The organism is Capnocytophaga sp. ARDL2 (assembly GCF_041530365.1).
GTDB lineage: Bacteria > Bacteroidota > Bacteroidia > Flavobacteriales > Flavobacteriaceae > Flavobacterium.
In genome coordinates this window covers 1,813,873-1,832,218 of sequence record NZ_CP168034.1, presented here as the reverse complement: position 1 = coordinate 1,832,218, position 18,346 = coordinate 1,813,873, and the positions used below count along the sequence as shown (strand labels likewise).

The following is an 18,346-nucleotide window of genomic DNA, read 5'->3' as shown; positions in this document are numbered from 1 at the left end:
ATCTAAATCATTGTATTTATATTTGATATAATAATTATTATTAGATTGATTTTTAGGGAATTTAACTTTTATTGTTTTATTACTTTTACAATCATCAGAATTTTTATAAGAGAAAAATAATATCTGAAGGTAGATTAGAAATTGAAGCTATATAAAATTCATTTTCAATTAATTTTGTTTCACCATTTCCAATTTTATAAGAGAAACCACAGGCGTATCTACTTTCCACTTTCCTGTACTTTATTAAATATTGGTCGTATTTTCTAAGCAGGAATATTTTAAGCGAAACGCTATTTTTTATATGTCTTTTATGTTGTTATTATTCCGTTATTTTTTTAATTGTTCGCGAATGTAAAAATTTATTATTTTTTAAACAATCATTATTTGATGTTTTATTATGAAATTTTTGATACTTATAAACACACAAAGTGTCTCCCATATTTGGCAGGACAGGTAAACACCAAAAGCATTAAACCAATTTATCTTTCAAATACCTTCCCGTTACAGATTTAGGATTATTGGCTACTTCTTCTGGAGTGCCACAGGCTACCACTTCACCGCCTTTGTTTCCGCCTTCTGGTCCCATGTCGATGAGATAATCGGCACATTTGATTAAATCCAAATTGTGTTCGATGACCCAAATAGAATGTCCTTTTTCTATCAGGGCTTGAAAACTTGTCAATAACTTGTTTACATCGTGAAAATGCAATCCAGTGGTAGGTTCGTCAAAAATGAACAATATTTTTTCTTTGGCATTTCCCTTTCCGAGAAACGAAGCCAACTTAATTCGCTGTGCTTCACCGCCTGAAAGGGTAGAAGAGGATTGTCCTAATTGGATATATCCCAATCCTACTTCTTGCAAAGTCAAGATTTTATCGGCAATTTTTTGTTGATTGTGGGTTGAAAAGAATTGCACCGCTTCGTCCACCGTCATTTGCAAGATGTCGAATATATTTTTTCCTTCAAACTGCACTTCCAACACTTCTCGCTTGAATCTTTTTCCTGCACATGCCTCGCATTCGAGGTGTACATCTGCCATAAATTGCATTTCTACCGTGATTTCCCCATCGCCTTTACAAACCTCACATCTTCCGCCATCTACATTGAAAGAAAAATGTTTTGGTTGGTAATTTCTGTTTTTAGACAAAGGCAATTTGGCATACAAATCACGAATTTCATCATAGGCTTTGATGTATGAAATAGGATTGGAGCGCGAACTTTTTCCTATGGGATTTTGATCGACAAATTCCAATTGTTTGATATGCGAAAACGAACCTTTCAATTGATTGAATTCTCCAGGTTTTTCTCCTGTATTGAGGATTTTTTTCTGTAGGGCAGGGTAGGCTATTTTTTTGATGAGCGTACTTTTTCCACTTCCAGAAACTCCCGAAATCACCGTCAAACAATCCAAAGGAATTTTTACATCGATGTTTTTCAAATTGTTTTCTCTCGTACCGAGTATTTCTACATAATTAATAGATTTTCTTCTGATTTTTGGAACAGCAATTTCTCTTTTTCCATTGAGATATTCAGCTGTCAAAGTATTGGTTTTTAGCAATTCTTCAAAAGTACCTTGAGCCACCAATTCGCCTCCCAAAGCACCAGCTTCTGGTCCAATATCAATGATTTGGTCTGCTGCTTTCATCACATCTTCATCATGCTCTACCACAATCACCGTGTTGCCCAATATTTGAAGATTTCTTAACACTTTGATTAATTTTTCAGAATCTTTGGAATGCAATCCAATACTTGGTTCATCTAAAATATACATCGAACCCACAAGTGAACTTCCCAATGAAGTTGCTAAGTTAATTCGTTGAGATTCACCACCTGAAAGGGTAGAGGAATTTCTATTCAAGGTTAAATAATCCAAACCAACCGACGATAAATATTCCAATCGATTGTTGATTTCGAGCAATAGCCTTTTAGCAACTTTTTGTTCGTAAAGGTTTAATTGAATGTTTTTGAAAAATGTTATCAAATCAATAATCGGCAAATCGACCAATTCTGAGATACTTTTCCCATTGATTTTCACATAATTTGCCTCTTTTCTCAATCGTTTTCCATTACATTCTGTACAAGTGGTTTTTCCTCTGTATCGAGAAAGCATCACACGGTATTGAATTTTGTAAATATTGTCTTCCAATTCTTTGAAAAACGCATTCAAACCTGTAAAGTGTTTATTTCCAGTCCATAGCAATTGCTTTTGCTCTTCAGTCAATTCGTAAAACGGACGATGTATAGGAAAATCGAATTTATTTGCATTGCGAACCAATTGATCTCTAAATTGACTCATAGATTCGCCTCGCCAAGGAAAAATTGCATTTTCATAGATTGATAATGAGGTATTTGGAACTACCAAATCTTTGTCGATACCCACGATATTTCCAAAACCATTGCACGAAGGACAAGCTCCGTAGGGATTGTTGAACGAAAATAAATGGGTCGAAGGCTCTAAAAAGGAAATGCCGTCTAATTCAAATAAATTATTGAATGACAGTTTTTTATTTCCATTTAATTCTTGTAAATACAATTGTCCTTTTCCTTCGTGAAAAGCCGTTTGCACTGCATCGGACAATCGGTTGAAAAAATCTTCGTCGTTTTTGATAATCAATCGGTCGATGATGAGAAAAATGTCGTTTTTAGTTATATTTTTCGGAAGATTTTCCAAAAAATCATCTAATCTCAACATTTCATTCTGATACAAAACTCTTGCATATCCCTGTTGTAGAGCTAATTGTAATTGTTTTTCGAATGTACGATCAGTGTGAGGAACAATAGGAGCAAGGAGCAACCATTTCGACTCTAAATCCAATGATTTTACCACATCAATGACATCAGAAACCGTGTGTTTTTTCACCTCCTGACCAGAAATAGGGGAGTAGGTTTTGCCAATTCTGGCATACAACAATTTTAGATAATCGTAAATTTCCGTTGAAGTTCCCACAGTCGAACGAGCATTTACCGTATTGACTTTCTGTTCGATAGCAATTGCTGGAGAAATTCCCTTGATGTATTCTACTTTGGGTTTGTCGATACGACCTAAAAACTGTCTTGCATAAGAAGACAAGCTTTCCACATAGCGTCTTTGTCCTTCGGCATAAAGCGTATCAAACGCCAAACTCGATTTTCCCGAACCCGAAAGCCCCGTAACCACCACAAACTGATTGCGTGGAATGGCAACATCAACATTTTTAAGATTGTGAATATGAGCTCCTTTAATAAGGATAAATTTCTTAGTATCTAAAGAATCGATTGATTTTTTCATGAATAAGTATAAAACGCAAATTTAATCATTTTAATTGAAAAAAGTTTATTCAAAACTGAACGTTTAGCTAAACAATAATTTAAAATTCAAAATGATAATCGCAAAAATTGCAGAAATAATTCCAATAAAATTCAATTTTGAAAGTTTTTCTTTAAAAATTAAAACTCCCACCAATGCACCCAAGCAGATAACACCTAAATTCATACTAGTAAATACGATAGTAGGGGCATCTTTCATAGCTTTATGAGCTGATAAATAAGTAAATATATTAGTAAAATTTAATATTCCTAAAGCGAAACCAATAGGTAAAGATTTCCAAGAAAATGTTAGTTTTTTCAATATTATATAAAATAGAGTTGATATAAGACAACCTAAAAAGATAAATGTTAACAAAGTCTTGAAAGGAAGTGTAGTCAAAAATTTAAAGAGAACATCAACGATTCCATAACCTAAAAATACGATAATAAGAGGTTTAAAATCATTGTTTTTAACGTCTGAACCTTGTTTGTTGAGAATTAAAAAAATACTGACAAAACCGAATAGTATTGCAACCAATTTATTCCATGAAAATTGTTCTTTAAAAATCCTAAAACTCGCCAAAATCGGAATCAACAATGACATTCGTTGTACCAAATCAGTTTTTGCAACACCTTGTGTAACTATAGATTTTTGCAGAGAAATAAAAACATAAGGTAATATAAGTGAGAGAATAAATATAAAAGAATATTCTTGCCATTTAAGGTTAGAAAAACTATTTAAAAACTCAATAACTGACGTATCAACTAACAAAAAATATCCAGCCAAAAAACAAACGATATATCCAAAAAACAAAACCCAAAGCAATTGTGAAAAATTGAGTTTAGCAAATTTAAACAACACTCCAACCGAAACACTACACAAAATACTTACGACTAATAATTCCATAATATCAATATTTCTGCAAAATTAAATCTTAGGTCGTAAAAATAAAAACTTTATCTAAAGGAGCTATGTAAATAACATAAACTTTCGGTTTCAAAATGTTCTATTTTACATAATAGTAATTATCATTCAAAATAATTTTAATAAAAAGTTGAGCTATGTGTGAATGAATCATATTGTTTACCTTTAATTTCATATTTACATAAAAAATGAGACTATCTGAAATTCGACAGTCTCAATATTATATTGATGAATTTTACAACAATTTCCTCGCTTGGGTTTCTAAATCATTTAGGTCTTTGAAATATTCAAATTCTACCGATTGATGGTTGGCTTTCAATTGGGTAATGATTTCCAATAGCAAATCTATGGGATCGACTTCGGTTCCGATTAATTCTTCGTTAAAATCAAATCCTACAATATATCCTTCGTTGGTAATCGATACCAATATATCTTCTAAAAAATTTCCCAACGGAATTTCCATAACTTCAAATGATGACCAATCGGCTTGTTTGTGTTTTCTTGCTAAATTTTCATCCGACCAAAAACACCATACAGGCACTGGTGAACCATCATTCATGGTAAACAAATTGGAACCTACAAATGCGACTTCTTCCTGATGGTTTAATGTGAAAATCTTATCTGTTGAAACTATTTTTTGTACAAAAGTTTTCATTTATAGCGTTTTATTACTGATATTTAACTGCCATTTCCAAGCACTGTCCAGTGATTCTTCCAATGTTCGCTGTGCTTTCCAACCCAATTTTTCGTTTACCAAAGTGGTATCGGCAAATGCAATCGTGGTGTCGCCTTCGCGTCTTGGTGCCATTTCATAAGGCAAGGATTGTTGAGTAACTTCTTCAAAAGCAGTAATCATTTCCAACACCGAAGTTCCTTTTCCTGTGCCTATGTTGTAAATTTCTATATTCGATTCTTGTTGTTGATTCATCAATCGTTTTAGGGCAATCACATGAGCATCTGCCAAGTCCAACACATGGATATAATCGCGAATACATGTACCATCTGGCGTTGGATAATCACTACCAAAAACAGAGAGTTTTTCTCTAATTCCTACCGCAGTTTGCGTAATAAAAGGTAATAAATTTTGCGGAACTCCCAAAGGCAATTCCCCTATCAATGCAGAGGGATGAGCTCCAATCGGATTGAAATACCTCAACAAAATAGCTTGTAAATCACTGCTCTTTGCCACATCTTGTATAATCTCCTCTCCTACTTTTTTGGTGTTTCCATACGGCGATATCGGAGCTTGTACAGGTGCATCTTCGGTAATCGGCATTTTTTCTACCTGACCATAAACCGTACAAGATGAACTGAAAATCATATTGTTTACTTGGTGATTTTGCATTATGGTAAGCAATTGCACCAATCCTGTAATGTTGTTATGATAGTATTTCAAAGGATTTTCCACACTCTCTCCCACCGCTTTTGCCGCAGCAAAGTGAATTACGCCTTTGATGTCTTTTTCGGTAGTAAAAATTCTGTCTAATGCCAATCCATCGGTTACATCTTCTTTATAAAATGTCAAAGGTTTGCCTATGATGGTTTCGATTTGCATTAAAACCTCTTCTGAAGAATTGCTACAATTGTCTATAATAATAGGAGTAAAACCGTTTTCAACTAACGAAACCACAGTATGTGATCCTATAAATCCCAATCCTCCTGTAATAAGTATTTTCATTATTTAATTTTTATTTTAAAAATATCCAAAAATAAGGAATTTATGCTATTTTACCAACATCAAATCTCAATCCCATTGCGTTGAGTAGTTTTAAAAAAGTACCAACTGTAGGTTGAACCAATCCGTTTTCAATTATAGAAATATAACTTTTGTCTATTCCTGTTTTTTTCTGATAAATCTTTTTGAGTAAGTTTTGCTTCTTTTCTGCTAAAATAAAAAATTTGAGAAGCATAAAAATCCATGGCTTCATTTTCAAATTGCTCTCTTTCAGCAGAACCTTCTTTTCCATACTCTGATCTAACCTTTCATTTACTGTGTAGGTCTTTTCTCTAATTTTTCAATATTTATTCTTGGTCTGTCCATAATGAATCATTGAAATCATCTTGATTTTTTTCTCACGCTTTCCCCTCTATAAAGAGGAGTAGTCGCAGACCAGGTTGTGTCTCACGCAGATACTCACAGATTTTTTAAAATGATTTAAGAAAACAACACTTAAAAACGATTAAACCTACGATTTAAAGCAGATTACCGCAGATTTTGTTTTTTTGATAAATCAAAAAAAATTAGTGAAAATAAAATCAATAGAAAAAAATAAAAATCTATCTTCATCAGCGTGAAATAAAACAAAATTTATTAGTCGAGATATCTTCATTGATAATTAACCATTGATAATTATCCTCTCTTCCTCTTTGCGGCTCTTTTGCGTTCGACTGCTCGGTTGCGTGGTGCTGATTTTTTAGGGTTTCGCTTACCTGGTCCTCCTAAATTTACCTTTTTGTTTTTGTCTTTTTTCTCATGAAAAGCGGCTCCTCTTTCTACTTCAGCTCTTTTCACAGATTTTTTCATTTTTACACGGTCTTTTTCAAACTCGAGTTTTTTTACTTCGATTTCTACTTCGTCTGGAATTTCGTATATTGGAATTTCATAATCCATCAACTCCTCTATTTCCAACTGTAGTTCTTCTTCTTTTGGAGAAATAAAACTCCACGCTACACCGTTTTTATCTGCCCTACCCGTACGACCAATACGGTGAATGTACTGCTCGGATATTTCTGGCAATTGCAGGTTTACCACATGCGTTACGTCAGAAATATCCAATCCACGAGCCATAATATCGGTTGTAACCAACCCTCTCAATTCACTTTTTTGAAAGGCTTCTAAGGTATTTAAACGGTAATTTTGTGTTTTGTTGGAGTGAATTGCTCCAAATTGCTCTGGGAAATCTTCTTCCAATTGCTCCAACACAAAATCGACCAATCGTTTGGAATTGACAAACACAATCAATCGAGTCATAGTTTCGTCTTCGTTTAAATAATGTTTCAACAAATTGATTTTTGTCAAAAAATTGGGAGCGTGAATGGCTTTTTGTTCGATTTGTTCCAATGGTGTTCCCGATGGACTCAACGATACTTCTTCTGGAAAATTGAAATAGTCATCGATCAATTCGTCCACCTCTTCTGTCATAGTAGCCGAAAACAAGATATTCTGGCGTTTTTCACGCATCATACTCAAAATAGAAACCAATTGCACTCGGAATCCTAAATTCAAAATTTCATCAAATTCATCAATCACCAATTTTTGTACAGCGTCAAATTTCAACACATTGTCCAATGCCAAGTCCATAATACGCCCTGGTGTACCCACGATAATGTCCACCCCTTCGTAAATAGAGTTTTTTTGTGTGTTGATATTTACACCACCATAAACTCCCAATGAGCGAACCGACATGTATTTGGTAAGTTTTTCGATTTCCTCTACCACTTGTACCACCAATTCGCGTACAGGCACTATGATTACCACCTTTGGAGAAAGCGTTTCCGAAAATTTCCATTGTTTCAAGATTGGCAACAGATAGGCTAAAGTTTTTCCCGTACCCGTTTGAGCAATCCCCATCACATCTCTTCCCGATAAGATTACCGAGAACGATTTTTCTTGAATAGGTGTTGGAGTTTCAAAGCCGAGTTCGTCCAAGGCTTTTTGCAATGATTTCGGTAAATTGAATTGATTGAATGTATTCATTGTGATGAAATTTTGACAAAGATACGATTTTTAACCCAAAATTACCGTTCATAGGCAAAATCTTACCATTCGTAAACTGAAACCTACCATTGGTGAAATGGTATTTTTTTTCAGTAAGGTTTCCTTCTAACTTTGAGAAAAATTAATCGAGAAACTCTAATCGTTTCAACGCAAAAGAATGAATTTATCATGCTTTTTACTTTTAAAAAGTACTTTGGTAAAATTTTCTATCAAAGTACTTTTCTAAAATTGAAAACATTTTTTAGTAAAACATAATACCTTACAGATATGAAAAGAAAATTACAAATTAAGAAAATGGTAGTAGGAAGTGCATTGGCATTATTTTCTACAAAAAGGTTGCCTTATTTGGGCAACCTTTTTGGTTTAATATAAAAAAAACTGCCCTTTCGGACAGTATTTTCAAAAGGATTGTTGTTGATTGAGGATTGTTGTTTCCTCCAAAGTCATAGTAGTTTTTACTACTGTGTAGTTTCCTATTGGATTTGAAGCCAAATAATCAAAAATGCTTTTCAATTGTTCAAAATCTTCAAGCAAATCAGCTGCTTCTTCTCCTGATTGATTTGAATATAAAGTTATAAATTGTAAGACTTGATCATACGATACTTCTACATTCATCATTTTCAAAACAATTTTATCTACAGAAGTTGTTTCGATTTTTCCCTTTCCTTCACTATAAGTATAAGGAACATCACTCATAACCAATTCGATATTTCCTACCTCTTCATTTGACATAGACATAGTGGCCTCAACTTTTGTAGCTGATATAAAATCCAACTTAAGCTTTACATTTGCTTCATCTTGCAACATTGGATGTTTGTAATCATTGGTAAACCAAGTAGTAGCGTTTATTGTGTTAGGATAATCTTTTTCTACTACTACTGTGCCGTCATCATTTTTACATGAAACGGTCATTGTTGCTGTGGCAATTGCCATTGCTAATAAAAAAAATTTAATCATAATGTATTAAATTTTAGTTAGTTACAATTTTTCCGTACTTCTTTTTTCTCAAATATACAAAAATTCCTCCAAATATCGAAATCACCACCAAAGGCAATACAGTCATTTTCAATTGTATAAATGAATAATTTTCTGATACTTTGTTTTTGTCCAACAATGCCAATTGTACTTCTTTAGTTCGCAAATTCAAAATTCCGAAATCGTCCAAAAGATAATTGATACTATTCAAGACAAAGTCTTTATTTCCATACAATTTGTTTGTCCATTTGTCGTATCCCAACTCCAAAGGTGCCAAATTTTGGTCTAACTGATTACGTACGACATCTCCATCTGCAACCACTATGATTTGATTGTTCTGACCTTTATCCTTGAAATTTTTATCTTCAAATGCCTTGATACGATTGTGATACATCGAGGTAAAATCTCCTTCGAGCAAAACTGCCAAAGGTAAATTTCCTTTTCCTTGATATTCCTCAGGATTTACCTCTTCATCAATCATTTGCAACGAAATCATCGTTGGCGTTCCTACCGTTTTTGAATAGGGAGAAGAATGCAACAAAATTGTCTTTTTTACATCGTTTTTTAAAGTATCGATGGTACTCGTAAAATCAAATTTTACTCCTTCGATATTTTTTACAATCGGATGCAAACTTGTGGGATAGCTATACGGCGAAAATTTCCAAACAAATTCCTCGTATTGGGTTTGACTTCCTTGTTTTCCGACTGCCAATTTTATAGGCGTACCAACCTCGTCTTTTACCAAAACAGGATTGATACGCACACCGTATTTAAAGAACAAATTACCCAAAGAATTGTCTTTAGGATATGCCAATAGATTTCCTGTATTGCTCAAACTGTCTTTATCCGCTTGAACTTGATCGATAAAAAACAAGGCTTTTCCACCGTTTACGATATATTGATCAAGGACTTGCAATTCGGCCTCTGAAAAATCCTTATTGGGTTTATTGACCAAAATCGCATCAAATTCTTTCAAATGTTCTTGCGTTTCCAACTGTTTTTTGGCAACACTGTCCAAAACAAATGGTGCGATATAGTACGATTCTCTCAATGACATCAACAAATCGGCAATTTCTATATCGTGCGGCTCCCCTATTCCTTTGATAATTGCGATTTTTTTGTCTTTGTCCCAAACCGCTTTTTTGATGGCATCAGAAATAGCATACTCCAAATGCTGTACAGACGAATTGATGGTTTCTTCTGTACTCATCGCCATCGTGTTTTTCAACAGGGGAAATAAAATCTCTTTTCCTTTGTACGAAATTGTCCCCCAAGGAAAAATCATTTCCTGAGACTGCTTTCCTTTTTCCGAAATAGAAACTGACAACGGACGCATACCTTTTTCGTACAATCCATTGATTTTTGAAGCGTTTTCTGGGGTGTCATTAGCGATTAAATCCAATAATTCCAATTTGATATTACTATTATTGGATTGGTATTCTTTCACTAAATGTTTAACCTCAGTTTGCATTTTTTTGAATGAATGCGGTAATTTTCCGTCCAAAAATAGCGTAACTGTCATCGGTTCATCTACCTGTTTTACCAAGTCTTTTGACACCTGTGAAAGTGTATAGCGTTTGTCTTTGGTCAAATCGAAACGAACAAAGGCAAATTCGCTGAATACATTCAAAGCGATGATTCCTAAAACAAGGGATATAAATTTTTTGGTATTCATTTTTTCTATCTTTTAAACCACATAAGCAAATTGATTTTTTACTTATTTAAAAAATCCTTATGAAAACATTTTTTTTAACGCTGATTGAGACAGATTTTTATTTGATATGAACCGATTTGATTTTCGCAGATATTTTTTTAATAAATCAAAAACACAATCTCAAAGCAATCATTTTATCTGTTTAATCTGCTAAAATTAAAGTAAGCGTAACGATAATGATATAAAAAATCTGTGTGAAACCTCAAAAGTCATTTCACAAAATATTACTAATGCCTAATTTCTCTTTTTATTGAGCAAATAAGTTGTTCCCAACAAAAACACAGCGATAAACGAAGCAAAATATACTACATCTCGTGAGTCTATCACTCCTTTGCTCAAACTTTCAAAATGTGATTGCATTCCCAATCGTTCGATAAATGAGAGTCCGCTTAGATTGGACAACACATCAAATCCGAAGTAAAACAATGCACAACCAACAACTGCCAATAAAAAGCAAACAATTTGATTTTCTGACAATGCCGAAGTACAAACTCCAATCGATGTATAAGCTGCTGCCAATAAAAACAAACCTACAAACGAACCAATCGTACTCGACCAATCAATCGAAGTGCCGTCTAAGGCATAGCCGTTGATGCTAGTGTATAAAAATGTAGGAATCAATGCGATAACAAACAACAAAACTGCTCCTAAATATTTTCCTAACACGATTTGAAACAACGACAACGGTTTGGTCATCAACAATTCTATCGTTCCCAATCTCATTTCATCGGAAAAAATACGCATGGTAACTGCTGGAATCAGAAACAATAACAACCATGGAGCCAATGAAAAATAAGGAGATAGATCGTTGTATCCCGATTGTAAAACATTGTAAGGCGAATCGATATACCACAAAAACAATCCGTTGAGTAATAGGAAAATTCCAATTACTAAATATCCAACAACCGAACCAAAAAACGATTGTAATTCTCTAATTATTAATGCTTTCATTAAGGCAAAGAAATTAATTTATCTACACTCCAAGCCTCAGGAGCCGCATTAAACATCGGTTTGATTACCGACCAAATTCCACGAAAAACATCCGAATGGCGGTAGTTTTCCAAATCTTGTTCGTCTTCCCATAAGGAATAAGTAAACACAATAGAAGGATTGGCTTTGTCTTGATACAATTCTAAAAAAGTATTTCCTGGAAAATTTCTGATTTTCTCCTTTGATTGGTCAAATGTTTCTAAAAACTCCGGCAATCGCTCAGGAGCTATACTTAATTTTACGATTCTGATAAACATAATTTTACGTTTTTATCTATAAGGAATAAAAGAGACAAGGAGTTCCTTGTCTCTGCTTTATTATCTCAAATTGGCTTGATATTCTTTTTCCAATGCTGTTTGAATTTTTGACATAATCTTTTCGATTTGATTATCTGTCAATGTCTTCTCAGCATCTTGCAATTTTACGCTGATGGCATACGATTTTTTGTTTTTGGGCAATTTATCTCCTTGATACACATCAAACAACGACACATCGGTAATCGTAGATTTGTCCACCATTTTTACAGTGTTGTAAATATCATTGAAAGATACATTTTCATCAATCAACAATGACAAATCTCTTTTTACCACTGGATATTTTGTAATTTCGGTAAATTTAATTTTTGAAGAAACCACATTTAAAATGTTTTTCCAATTAAATTCTGCATAAAACACCTCTTGTTTGATGTCAAAATGTTTTAAAATCGATTTTTTCACCGTACCAAAACGCACAATTTCTCTATCACCCAATACAAATGCCATCGACTCGTTGAAAATCTCATCTTCAACCGTTTGCGTATTGTATTTCAAAATACCTAAGCGTTGGAAAATAGCCTCGATGATTCCTTTGAAATCAAAAAACGACACAGATTGAGCAGGTGTTGTCCAGTTGGCTGTGTATTTATTTCCCGTAGCAAACAATGCCAGTCTTTTGTATTCCTCATAGCCTGTCAATGTTTTGGCATACACATTTCCAAATTCAAAATACTTTAAATCGCTATTTTTTCTATTGATGTTGTAGGCAATCGATTCCAATCCACCAAACAATAAAGTTTGACGCATTATCGAAAGCTCCGAACTCAACGGATTTAGTATTTGTACCGTTTCGTTTTTGTTTATAGTAGCTACCAAATCATTGTATTGAGGAGCGGTCAATGAGTTTGCCATGATTTCGTAAAAACCTTGACTCACCAATTGATCGGCTACAATATTTTGTACTTTGTAGTCCTCTGTACGCTTGGTATGAGCAACTGTCGCATTGATTTTTGATGGAATCTCGATATTGTTGTATCCATACACTCTCAAGATTTCCTCAATCACATCGATTTCTCTTTGTACATCGACGCGATACGCAGGAATTGTCAATCCCAATCCTTGGTTGGTAATACTATTTACTTTGATGTCCAGTGAAACCAAAATTTTCTTAATCGCTTCGTGTGGAATATTGATACCCAATATTTTATGTACATTATCAAAATTCAAGAAGATAGAGAAATCTTCCACTTTTTTAGGATAAATTTCTGTCAAATCTGAAGTGATTTCTCCTCCAGAAATTTCACAAATCAAAATCGCAGCATATTTCAATGCGTAATCTGTAATCGTCGGATCGATTCCTCTTTCAAAGCGGAACGATGCATCGGTAGAAACCCCCAATCTTTTGGCAGTTTTACGAATGCTTATTGAATTGAAATACGCACTTTCCAAGAAAATATCCGTAGTTGTTTCGCTCACTCCGCTATTTTGTCCACCGATTACTCCGGCAATACACAAAGGTTTTGACTCGTCTGCAATCACGATGTCATTGGCAGTCAATTTTACCTCTGTACCATCGAGCATTACAAACGGTGTGTTTTCTTCTGCCGTTTTTACATAGATTTTAGTTCCTTTGATTTTTGCAGCATCAAATGCGTGTAGTGGTTGTCCTAATTCGTGCAACACATAATTTGTAGCATCTACTACATTGTTTTTAGGAGTGATACCGATAGCTTTCAATTTGTTTTTCAACCAGTTTGGAGATTCTTTTACCTCTACTCCACTGATGGTCAATCCACAATATCTCGGAGTCAATTTAGCATCCTCAACTTGAATATCGTATTTCAATGTGCGTTTTTCCACCTTGAATTTCGATACCGAAGGTGTAATGATTTCTGTTGGTGAACTTTGCGGATTTTGTTGCATTAATCCTGCTCTCAAATCACGAGCAACTCCCCAGTGGCTCATTGCATCTGCTCTGTTTGGAGTCAAACCTATTTCAAAAACCGTATCGTTGTAAATATCAAAAATTTCGGCAACAGGCGTTCCTGCTTTCAAATCAGCATCCAAAACCATGATTCCGTCGTGCGAAGTACCAATACCCAATTCGTCTTCGGCACAAATCATCCCAAAACTTTCCTCTCCTCTGATTTTTCCTTTTTTTATTGTAAACTCCTCACCTTCTGAAGTATAAAGTACAGTGCCAATCGTAGCTACAGGCACTTTTTGACCAGCATCTACATTGGGAGCACCACATACGATTTGTACAGGATTTCCATCGCCAAGATCTACTTTCGTAACTTTTAGTTTGTCTGCATTTGGGTGTTTTTCGCAGCTGATTACATGACCAACTACCACACCTTTCAATCCACCTTTTACGCTTTCATAAGCTGTAATTCCTTCTACTTCAAGACCTAAATTTGTCAATGTTTCTGCCGCATCCTCAGCAGGAATGTCTATTTTTAAAAATTGTTTCAACCAATTGTATGAAATCTGCATAGTGAGTTTTGTTTATTTTTTTAAAGTTGCAAATATAAGGATAAATTTTAAACGGACTCTTATTGCCATTCAATAGTTTCCAATAGTTGTTTCATATCTTTTTCGATGTATTTTGTAGCTGGATAAATAGAGTCATAATGCGGTTTTGCATAAAAATACAACGTACCTACAACAAAGTTTTTTACACTATCGGTGGCATAAAACTGAATATTGGTCGCAGCATTTCCTGTCACATTATAAAACATTCCATATACCCTTTTATTGGGATTGATAAACGGAGTTTCGATGATTTCTTCTGCTTTTACTGTATGATTGTAGGTCAACTTTTGAGCATCTTTTAGCAAATAATCCAAATTGTTAGTTATCTGCTTATAATTGAGATAAATACTCGCTTTCATTGATGGATACAACACAGTATATTGACAGTTTTCTCTTTCTTTTTGAAATTGAGCAATCGCATTTTTTTCAAATTGAAAGTTGCAATCTGTTTTTTGGATATGATATGAATTTTCAGGGTATTCCAATCGTAAATAGCCTTCGGGTTTTGGTTTTGCTTCTTGTTTACAACCGAATATAGTAAGCGAAAATAGTAGAACTTTCAAACTATTAAAAAGGTGCTTTTTCTTCATCGTGATTTTCAATAGATTTTTTAACATCAAAATTTTTGATTTGTTCGTTTCTCGTATTTTGTTCATTGACAACATTTGGTTGAGTTCGTTCCAATGGAATAATTTTTTCCACCATAATTTCCGTGGATTGCAAATGTACTCCCTGTTCGTTTTGCCAATGTTTGGTATAAATTCGTCCTTCTACATAGAGTTTATCACCTTTTTCCAAATATTTATCTGCCCATATTGCCCAATCATTAGTACACACCAATTGATGCCACTGTGTATGTGTAATCTTTTCATTTTGAGCATTGAAATGGATATCATGTGTAGCCAAATCACCTCTTGCTACACTTTTTTTTTGCTCGAAATAATGAATTTTAAACTTATTTCCGAGAAAACCAATCAGTGTTACTTTATTTAATGTTTGATTCATAAATTACATTTTTTCAATCACTTCTTTCCAAAGTATTATGGGAAAAGGATATTCGTTCAACTTGTTTTTATTGATTTTTTTAAAGGGTAAATTCATCAACTTTGTTGTTTTCCAAAAACTAATCATCAATAGTTGATGAGACAATTTATGTTTGACATTTTCTTTAAATAAAACAATATTTTCAGCTGGAATTTGAAATTTTTCTTGAAATAAAGACAATATCTCTTCTTTTGAGCGAAAATCAGCCTCTTCTATTTTTGGAAATTCGTACAATCCTTTCCAAATGTCATTTTCTTTTCGTTCCGAAATAGAAATTTCATTGAAATCTTCGTTGATTAAATAGTGAAAATGACGATTTTTTATTGAAATTTTCTTATTTTTTACGGGTAAATGTTCGATTTTGTTTTTTCTATAGGCAAAACATTTTTCAGTAAATACACATTCGTTACAAAGTGGATTTTGAGGTTTGCAAACTGTAGCACCAAAATCCATGATAGCTTGATTAAACAATGCTGGATTTACATTTTGTATTAAATCATTGCCTAATTCTTGAAAGATTTTTCTCGTTTTAGCCAATGAAATATCATCAAAAATTCCAAAAAATCTCGCCAATACTCTAAAAACATTTCCATCAACCACGGCAACTTTTTCATCAAATGCAAAAGAAGCAATCGCAGCGGCTGTGTACGGTCCAATGCCTTTCAATTTTTGAATTTCATTGAATGTAGCAGGAAATTTTTCGTTGTAATTTTCCTTGATATCTATTGCTGTATGATGCAAATTTCTCGCTCTGGAATAATAACCCAAACCTTGCCATAACTTCAAAACCTCTTGTAAATCAGCCGAAGCCAAATCCGTAAGTGTAGGATATTTATCTACAAATCGCAAGTAGTAATCCATACCTTGAGCAACACGAGTCTGTTGTAAAATGATTTCCGAAAGCCAAATATGGTAGGGGTTTTTGGTTTCTCTCCATGGGAGAATTCTACCGTTTTGCTGGTACCATTCAATCAATTGATTAGCAAAATACATATAAATATTGTATTATTTAGTAAAATATTCCACCAAACCGTCCAATGGTTTTTGATAAAATTTACCAATTTTCAGATTGTATTCTTTCAATACACTTACTACCTCGTCTTTCAACAAAAATGCAGTCGATCCAATAAAATGAATCGGCACTTCTTTGTAATTTTCGTATTGCATGATGTAGTTTTCAACGAAAAATTTCACTTCTTCTTTTACCATTTCTTGAAAAAAAGGATGGTGTTTGTTTTCAATCAAAAAAGGCAAATGCGAACCCAAATAGGCATTGGGATTTTCTTTTTTGTAAAAATTTTCTTTGATATAATCTGCCGTCATGTTGAAATTACTCATTTTACTTTTCAATTCGGCAGGCATGGTATTGAAATAATACGAACGAATGATTTTTCTACCCAATGAAACGCCTGAAAAATCGTCCATTGCCAAATACCCCAAAGATTCTACCGCTTGAAAAACATTTTCTCCATCAAAATAGGTACAATTTGACCCCGTTCCGTTGATGCAAACGATGCCCGCTTCGCCTTTGTTGCAAGTAGCATAAATGGCTGCATAAGTATCTTCGCGTACTTCCAATAAGGACAAACGTACATTGAATTTGTTTTTCAACAGTGCAATTACTCGTTCTTTGGCTCTTTGTGTACCACAGCCAGAACCTAAAAAGTAAAGTTCAAAGGATTCGTATTCATCCAAATACACATTTGCGGTATTTAATCGTTCGGCAAATACTTGATCAGAAATGGTTTCGGGATTCAAGCCCAATGTTTGAAAACAATGCGAGTAACTTCCGTTGATAAATACCAACCAATCCGATTTTGTAGAACCACTATCTATTACAATTTTTATCATATTTTCTAATTAAAAACCTTTGCTAAAAATTCTGACAACAAATCATAATACCCTACTCCTCCACTCGAATTGACCCCTTTTATTCTTAAATCCAATTCTTTGAGATAATCGAGGTTGCGACTGGTTTGTTTCAAAGTATAATATTTACTTGCCGTTTCTTGATCTTTGAGGGCATACGCCGACCTCTTTCCGATTTTTGTCGCAATTTCTTGTGAGGTTTTATAAGGTTCTTTGTGTTTTATACCTTGAAATTGTACCAAAGTAGAAAAGAAATTATACAAAAGCGAAATCGTCAAAATAGGCGGATTGTTTTTTGGATTATTGTAAAAATATTTTGCAATTTTATACGCCTTTACTTGGTCTTTTTGTGCAATGGCTTTGATAAATTCAAAATTGTTGAAATCCTTGCTGATACCAATATTTTTCTCTATGACTTCATCGGTAATTTCTTGACCTTCGGGTACTAAAATGCACAATTTTCCAATTTCATTTTCGATTTTTCCAAGGTCATTTCCCAAAAATTCATCCAACATTGCTGTAGCCTTCGTACCAATGGTTCTATTTTGAGCTTCCACTATTTTTTTGATGACATTTGGCACTTGATAATCGCGAATTTTTTCACTTTTTACAATGACTACATCAGGATGTTTTCCTATTTTTTTTCCCAACTCCGTACGAGAATCGATATTTTTGTATTTGTGATTGATCACCAAAATCGTTTGAGGCTGTACTTGTTCGAGGTAAGAAGTCAAAGGATCCAGTTCTTTTACATCTTGAGCTTCCTTTACCAAAACCATACGGTAGTCTGCCATCATTGGAAACTGTTTAGCCATACCAACAACTTGATTCATATCAGCATCTTTTCCATAAACAATATCGAGATTAAAGGCTTTTTCGTCCTCTGTCAATACATGTTCCAACAAAGAATTGGTGATTTTGTCGATATAATAAGGTTCTTCACCCATCAAAATATAGATAGGTGCAAACGATTTATTTTCAATCTGTTTGATGATTTTTTGAATTTCTTCCATAAAATTTATTCGAGCAATTAGAAA

16 protein-coding genes are annotated in these 18,346 nt (G+C 33.8%); all 16 read right to left on the bottom strand.

Annotated elements, in window-relative coordinates; translation table 11 throughout:
* Window positions 1–469 precede the first annotated feature (469 nt).
* The 16 genes from uvrA to holA all read right to left on the bottom strand — a co-directional run bounded on the left by uvrA (window position 470) and on the right by holA (window position 18,322).
* Complete coding sequence (gene uvrA / locus AB4865_RS09255) at window positions 470–3,268, bottom strand: excinuclease ABC subunit UvrA (RefSeq protein WP_372472977.1); 2,799 nt, start codon at window positions 3,266–3,268, stop codon at window positions 470–472.
* A 63-nt stretch (window positions 3,269–3,331) separates the two neighbouring features.
* The gene (locus AB4865_RS09250) at window positions 3,332–4,192 is read right to left on the bottom strand and encodes an EamA/RhaT family transporter (RefSeq protein WP_372472976.1); all 861 of its coding nucleotides are present in this window, start codon (window positions 4,190–4,192) and stop codon (window positions 3,332–3,334) included.
* Window positions 4,193–4,445: 253 nt separating this feature from the next.
* Window positions 4,446–4,865 (bottom strand): DUF2750 domain-containing protein, encoded by a 420-nt coding sequence (locus tag AB4865_RS09245; RefSeq protein WP_372472975.1) that lies wholly within the window; start codon window positions 4,863–4,865, stop codon window positions 4,446–4,448.
* The gene (gene galE / locus AB4865_RS09240) at window positions 4,866–5,888 is read right to left on the bottom strand and encodes a UDP-glucose 4-epimerase GalE (RefSeq protein WP_372472974.1); all 1,023 of its coding nucleotides are present in this window, start codon (window positions 5,886–5,888) and stop codon (window positions 4,866–4,868) included.
* Window positions 5,889–5,928: 40 nt separating this feature from the next.
* Window positions 5,929–6,177 carry a helix-turn-helix domain-containing protein gene (locus tag AB4865_RS09235; protein ID WP_372472973.1) on the bottom strand — a complete coding sequence of 83 codons (249 nt, stop codon included), beginning with the start codon at window positions 6,175–6,177 and terminating at the stop codon, window positions 5,929–5,931.
* A 383-nt stretch (window positions 6,178–6,560) separates the two neighbouring features.
* The gene (locus AB4865_RS09230) at window positions 6,561–7,907 is read right to left on the bottom strand and encodes a DEAD/DEAH box helicase (protein WP_372472972.1); all 1,347 of its coding nucleotides are present in this window, start codon (window positions 7,905–7,907) and stop codon (window positions 6,561–6,563) included.
* A gap of 420 nt (window positions 7,908–8,327) precedes the next feature.
* A complete protein-coding gene (locus AB4865_RS09225; protein ID WP_372472971.1) occupies window positions 8,328–8,885 on the bottom strand; it encodes a hypothetical protein in 558 nt (185 codons plus the stop codon).
* 13 nt (window positions 8,886–8,898) lie between these two features.
* Window positions 8,899–10,578, bottom strand: a complete 1,680-nt coding sequence (gene gldG, locus AB4865_RS09220) for a gliding motility-associated ABC transporter substrate-binding protein GldG (protein WP_372472970.1) — start codon at window positions 10,576–10,578, stop codon at window positions 8,899–8,901.
* Between the two features lie 273 nt (window positions 10,579–10,851).
* Window positions 10,852–11,568 (bottom strand): gliding motility-associated ABC transporter permease subunit GldF, encoded by a 717-nt coding sequence (gldF, locus tag AB4865_RS09215; protein ID WP_372472969.1) that lies wholly within the window; start codon window positions 11,566–11,568, stop codon window positions 10,852–10,854.
* Window positions 11,568–11,864 carry a putative quinol monooxygenase gene (locus tag AB4865_RS09210; protein ID WP_372472968.1) on the bottom strand — a complete coding sequence of 99 codons (297 nt, stop codon included), beginning with the start codon at window positions 11,862–11,864 and terminating at the stop codon, window positions 11,568–11,570. Before AB4865_RS09210 ends, gldF begins: the two co-directional genes overlap by 1 nt.
* A gap of 60 nt (window positions 11,865–11,924) precedes the next feature.
* On the bottom strand, window positions 11,925–14,357 hold the full coding sequence (gene pheT, locus AB4865_RS09205; protein ID WP_372472967.1) for a phenylalanine--tRNA ligase subunit beta: 2,433 nt from the start codon (window positions 14,355–14,357) through the stop codon (window positions 11,925–11,927).
* 59 nt (window positions 14,358–14,416) lie between these two features.
* Window positions 14,417–14,986 (bottom strand): gliding motility lipoprotein GldD, encoded by a 570-nt coding sequence (gene gldD / locus AB4865_RS09200; RefSeq protein ID WP_372474901.1) that lies wholly within the window; start codon window positions 14,984–14,986, stop codon window positions 14,417–14,419.
* Window positions 14,964–15,401, bottom strand: a complete 438-nt coding sequence (locus AB4865_RS09195; RefSeq protein WP_372472966.1) for a single-stranded DNA-binding protein — start codon at window positions 15,399–15,401, stop codon at window positions 14,964–14,966. The genes gldD and AB4865_RS09195 overlap by 23 nt, the downstream gene beginning before the upstream one ends.
* Before the next feature lie 3 nt (window positions 15,402–15,404).
* Complete coding sequence (gene mutY, locus AB4865_RS09190; RefSeq protein ID WP_372472965.1) at window positions 15,405–16,433, bottom strand: A/G-specific adenine glycosylase; 1,029 nt, start codon at window positions 16,431–16,433, stop codon at window positions 15,405–15,407.
* A 12-nt stretch (window positions 16,434–16,445) separates the two neighbouring features.
* The gene (locus tag AB4865_RS09185) at window positions 16,446–17,291 is read right to left on the bottom strand and encodes an N-acetylglucosamine kinase (RefSeq protein ID WP_372472964.1); all 846 of its coding nucleotides are present in this window, start codon (window positions 17,289–17,291) and stop codon (window positions 16,446–16,448) included.
* Between the two features lie 5 nt (window positions 17,292–17,296).
* Window positions 17,297–18,322: a DNA polymerase III subunit delta gene (gene holA / locus AB4865_RS09180; protein WP_372472963.1), complete on the bottom strand. Its 1,026-nt coding sequence runs from the start codon at window positions 18,320–18,322 to the stop codon at window positions 17,297–17,299.
* Window positions 18,323–18,346: the final 24 nt, after the last annotated feature.

What these genes read in the sequence shown, in the direction of transcription:
- uvrA (WP_372472977.1), bottom strand. Translation starts at nt 3,268, where the DNA reads ATGAAAAAATCAATCGATTCTTTAGATACTAAGAAATTTATCCTTATT.
- AB4865_RS09250 (WP_372472976.1), bottom strand. Translation starts at nt 4,192, where the DNA reads ATGGAATTATTAGTCGTAAGTATTTTGTGTAGTGTTTCGGTTGGAGTG.
- AB4865_RS09245 (WP_372472975.1), bottom strand. Translation starts at nt 4,865, where the DNA reads ATGAAAACTTTTGTACAAAAAATAGTTTCAACAGATAAGATTTTCACA.
- galE (WP_372472974.1), bottom strand. Translation starts at nt 5,888, where the DNA reads ATGAAAATACTTATTACAGGAGGATTGGGATTTATAGGATCACATACT.
- AB4865_RS09235 (WP_372472973.1), bottom strand. Translation starts at nt 6,177, where the DNA reads ATGGAAAAGAAGGTTCTGCTGAAAGAGAGCAATTTGAAAATGAAGCCA.
- AB4865_RS09230 (WP_372472972.1), bottom strand. Translation starts at nt 7,907, where the DNA reads ATGAATACATTCAATCAATTCAATTTACCGAAATCATTGCAAAAAGCC.
- AB4865_RS09225 (WP_372472971.1), bottom strand. Translation starts at nt 8,885, where the DNA reads ATGATTAAATTTTTTTTATTAGCAATGGCAATTGCCACAGCAACAATG.
- gldG (WP_372472970.1), bottom strand. Translation starts at nt 10,578, where the DNA reads ATGAATACCAAAAAATTTATATCCCTTGTTTTAGGAATCATCGCTTTG.
- gldF (WP_372472969.1), bottom strand. Translation starts at nt 11,568, where the DNA reads ATGAAAGCATTAATAATTAGAGAATTACAATCGTTTTTTGGTTCGGTT.
- AB4865_RS09210 (WP_372472968.1), bottom strand. Translation starts at nt 11,864, where the DNA reads ATGTTTATCAGAATCGTAAAATTAAGTATAGCTCCTGAGCGATTGCCG.
- pheT (WP_372472967.1), bottom strand. Translation starts at nt 14,357, where the DNA reads ATGCAGATTTCATACAATTGGTTGAAACAATTTTTAAAAATAGACATT.
- gldD (WP_372474901.1), bottom strand. Translation starts at nt 14,986, where the DNA reads ATGAAGAAAAAGCACCTTTTTAATAGTTTGAAAGTTCTACTATTTTCG.
- AB4865_RS09195 (WP_372472966.1), bottom strand. Translation starts at nt 15,401, where the DNA reads ATGAATCAAACATTAAATAAAGTAACACTGATTGGTTTTCTCGGAAAT.
- mutY (WP_372472965.1), bottom strand. Translation starts at nt 16,433, where the DNA reads ATGTATTTTGCTAATCAATTGATTGAATGGTACCAGCAAAACGGTAGA.
- AB4865_RS09185 (WP_372472964.1), bottom strand. Translation starts at nt 17,291, where the DNA reads ATGATAAAAATTGTAATAGATAGTGGTTCTACAAAATCGGATTGGTTG.
- holA (WP_372472963.1), bottom strand. Translation starts at nt 18,322, where the DNA reads ATGGAAGAAATTCAAAAAATCATCAAACAGATTGAAAATAAATCGTTT.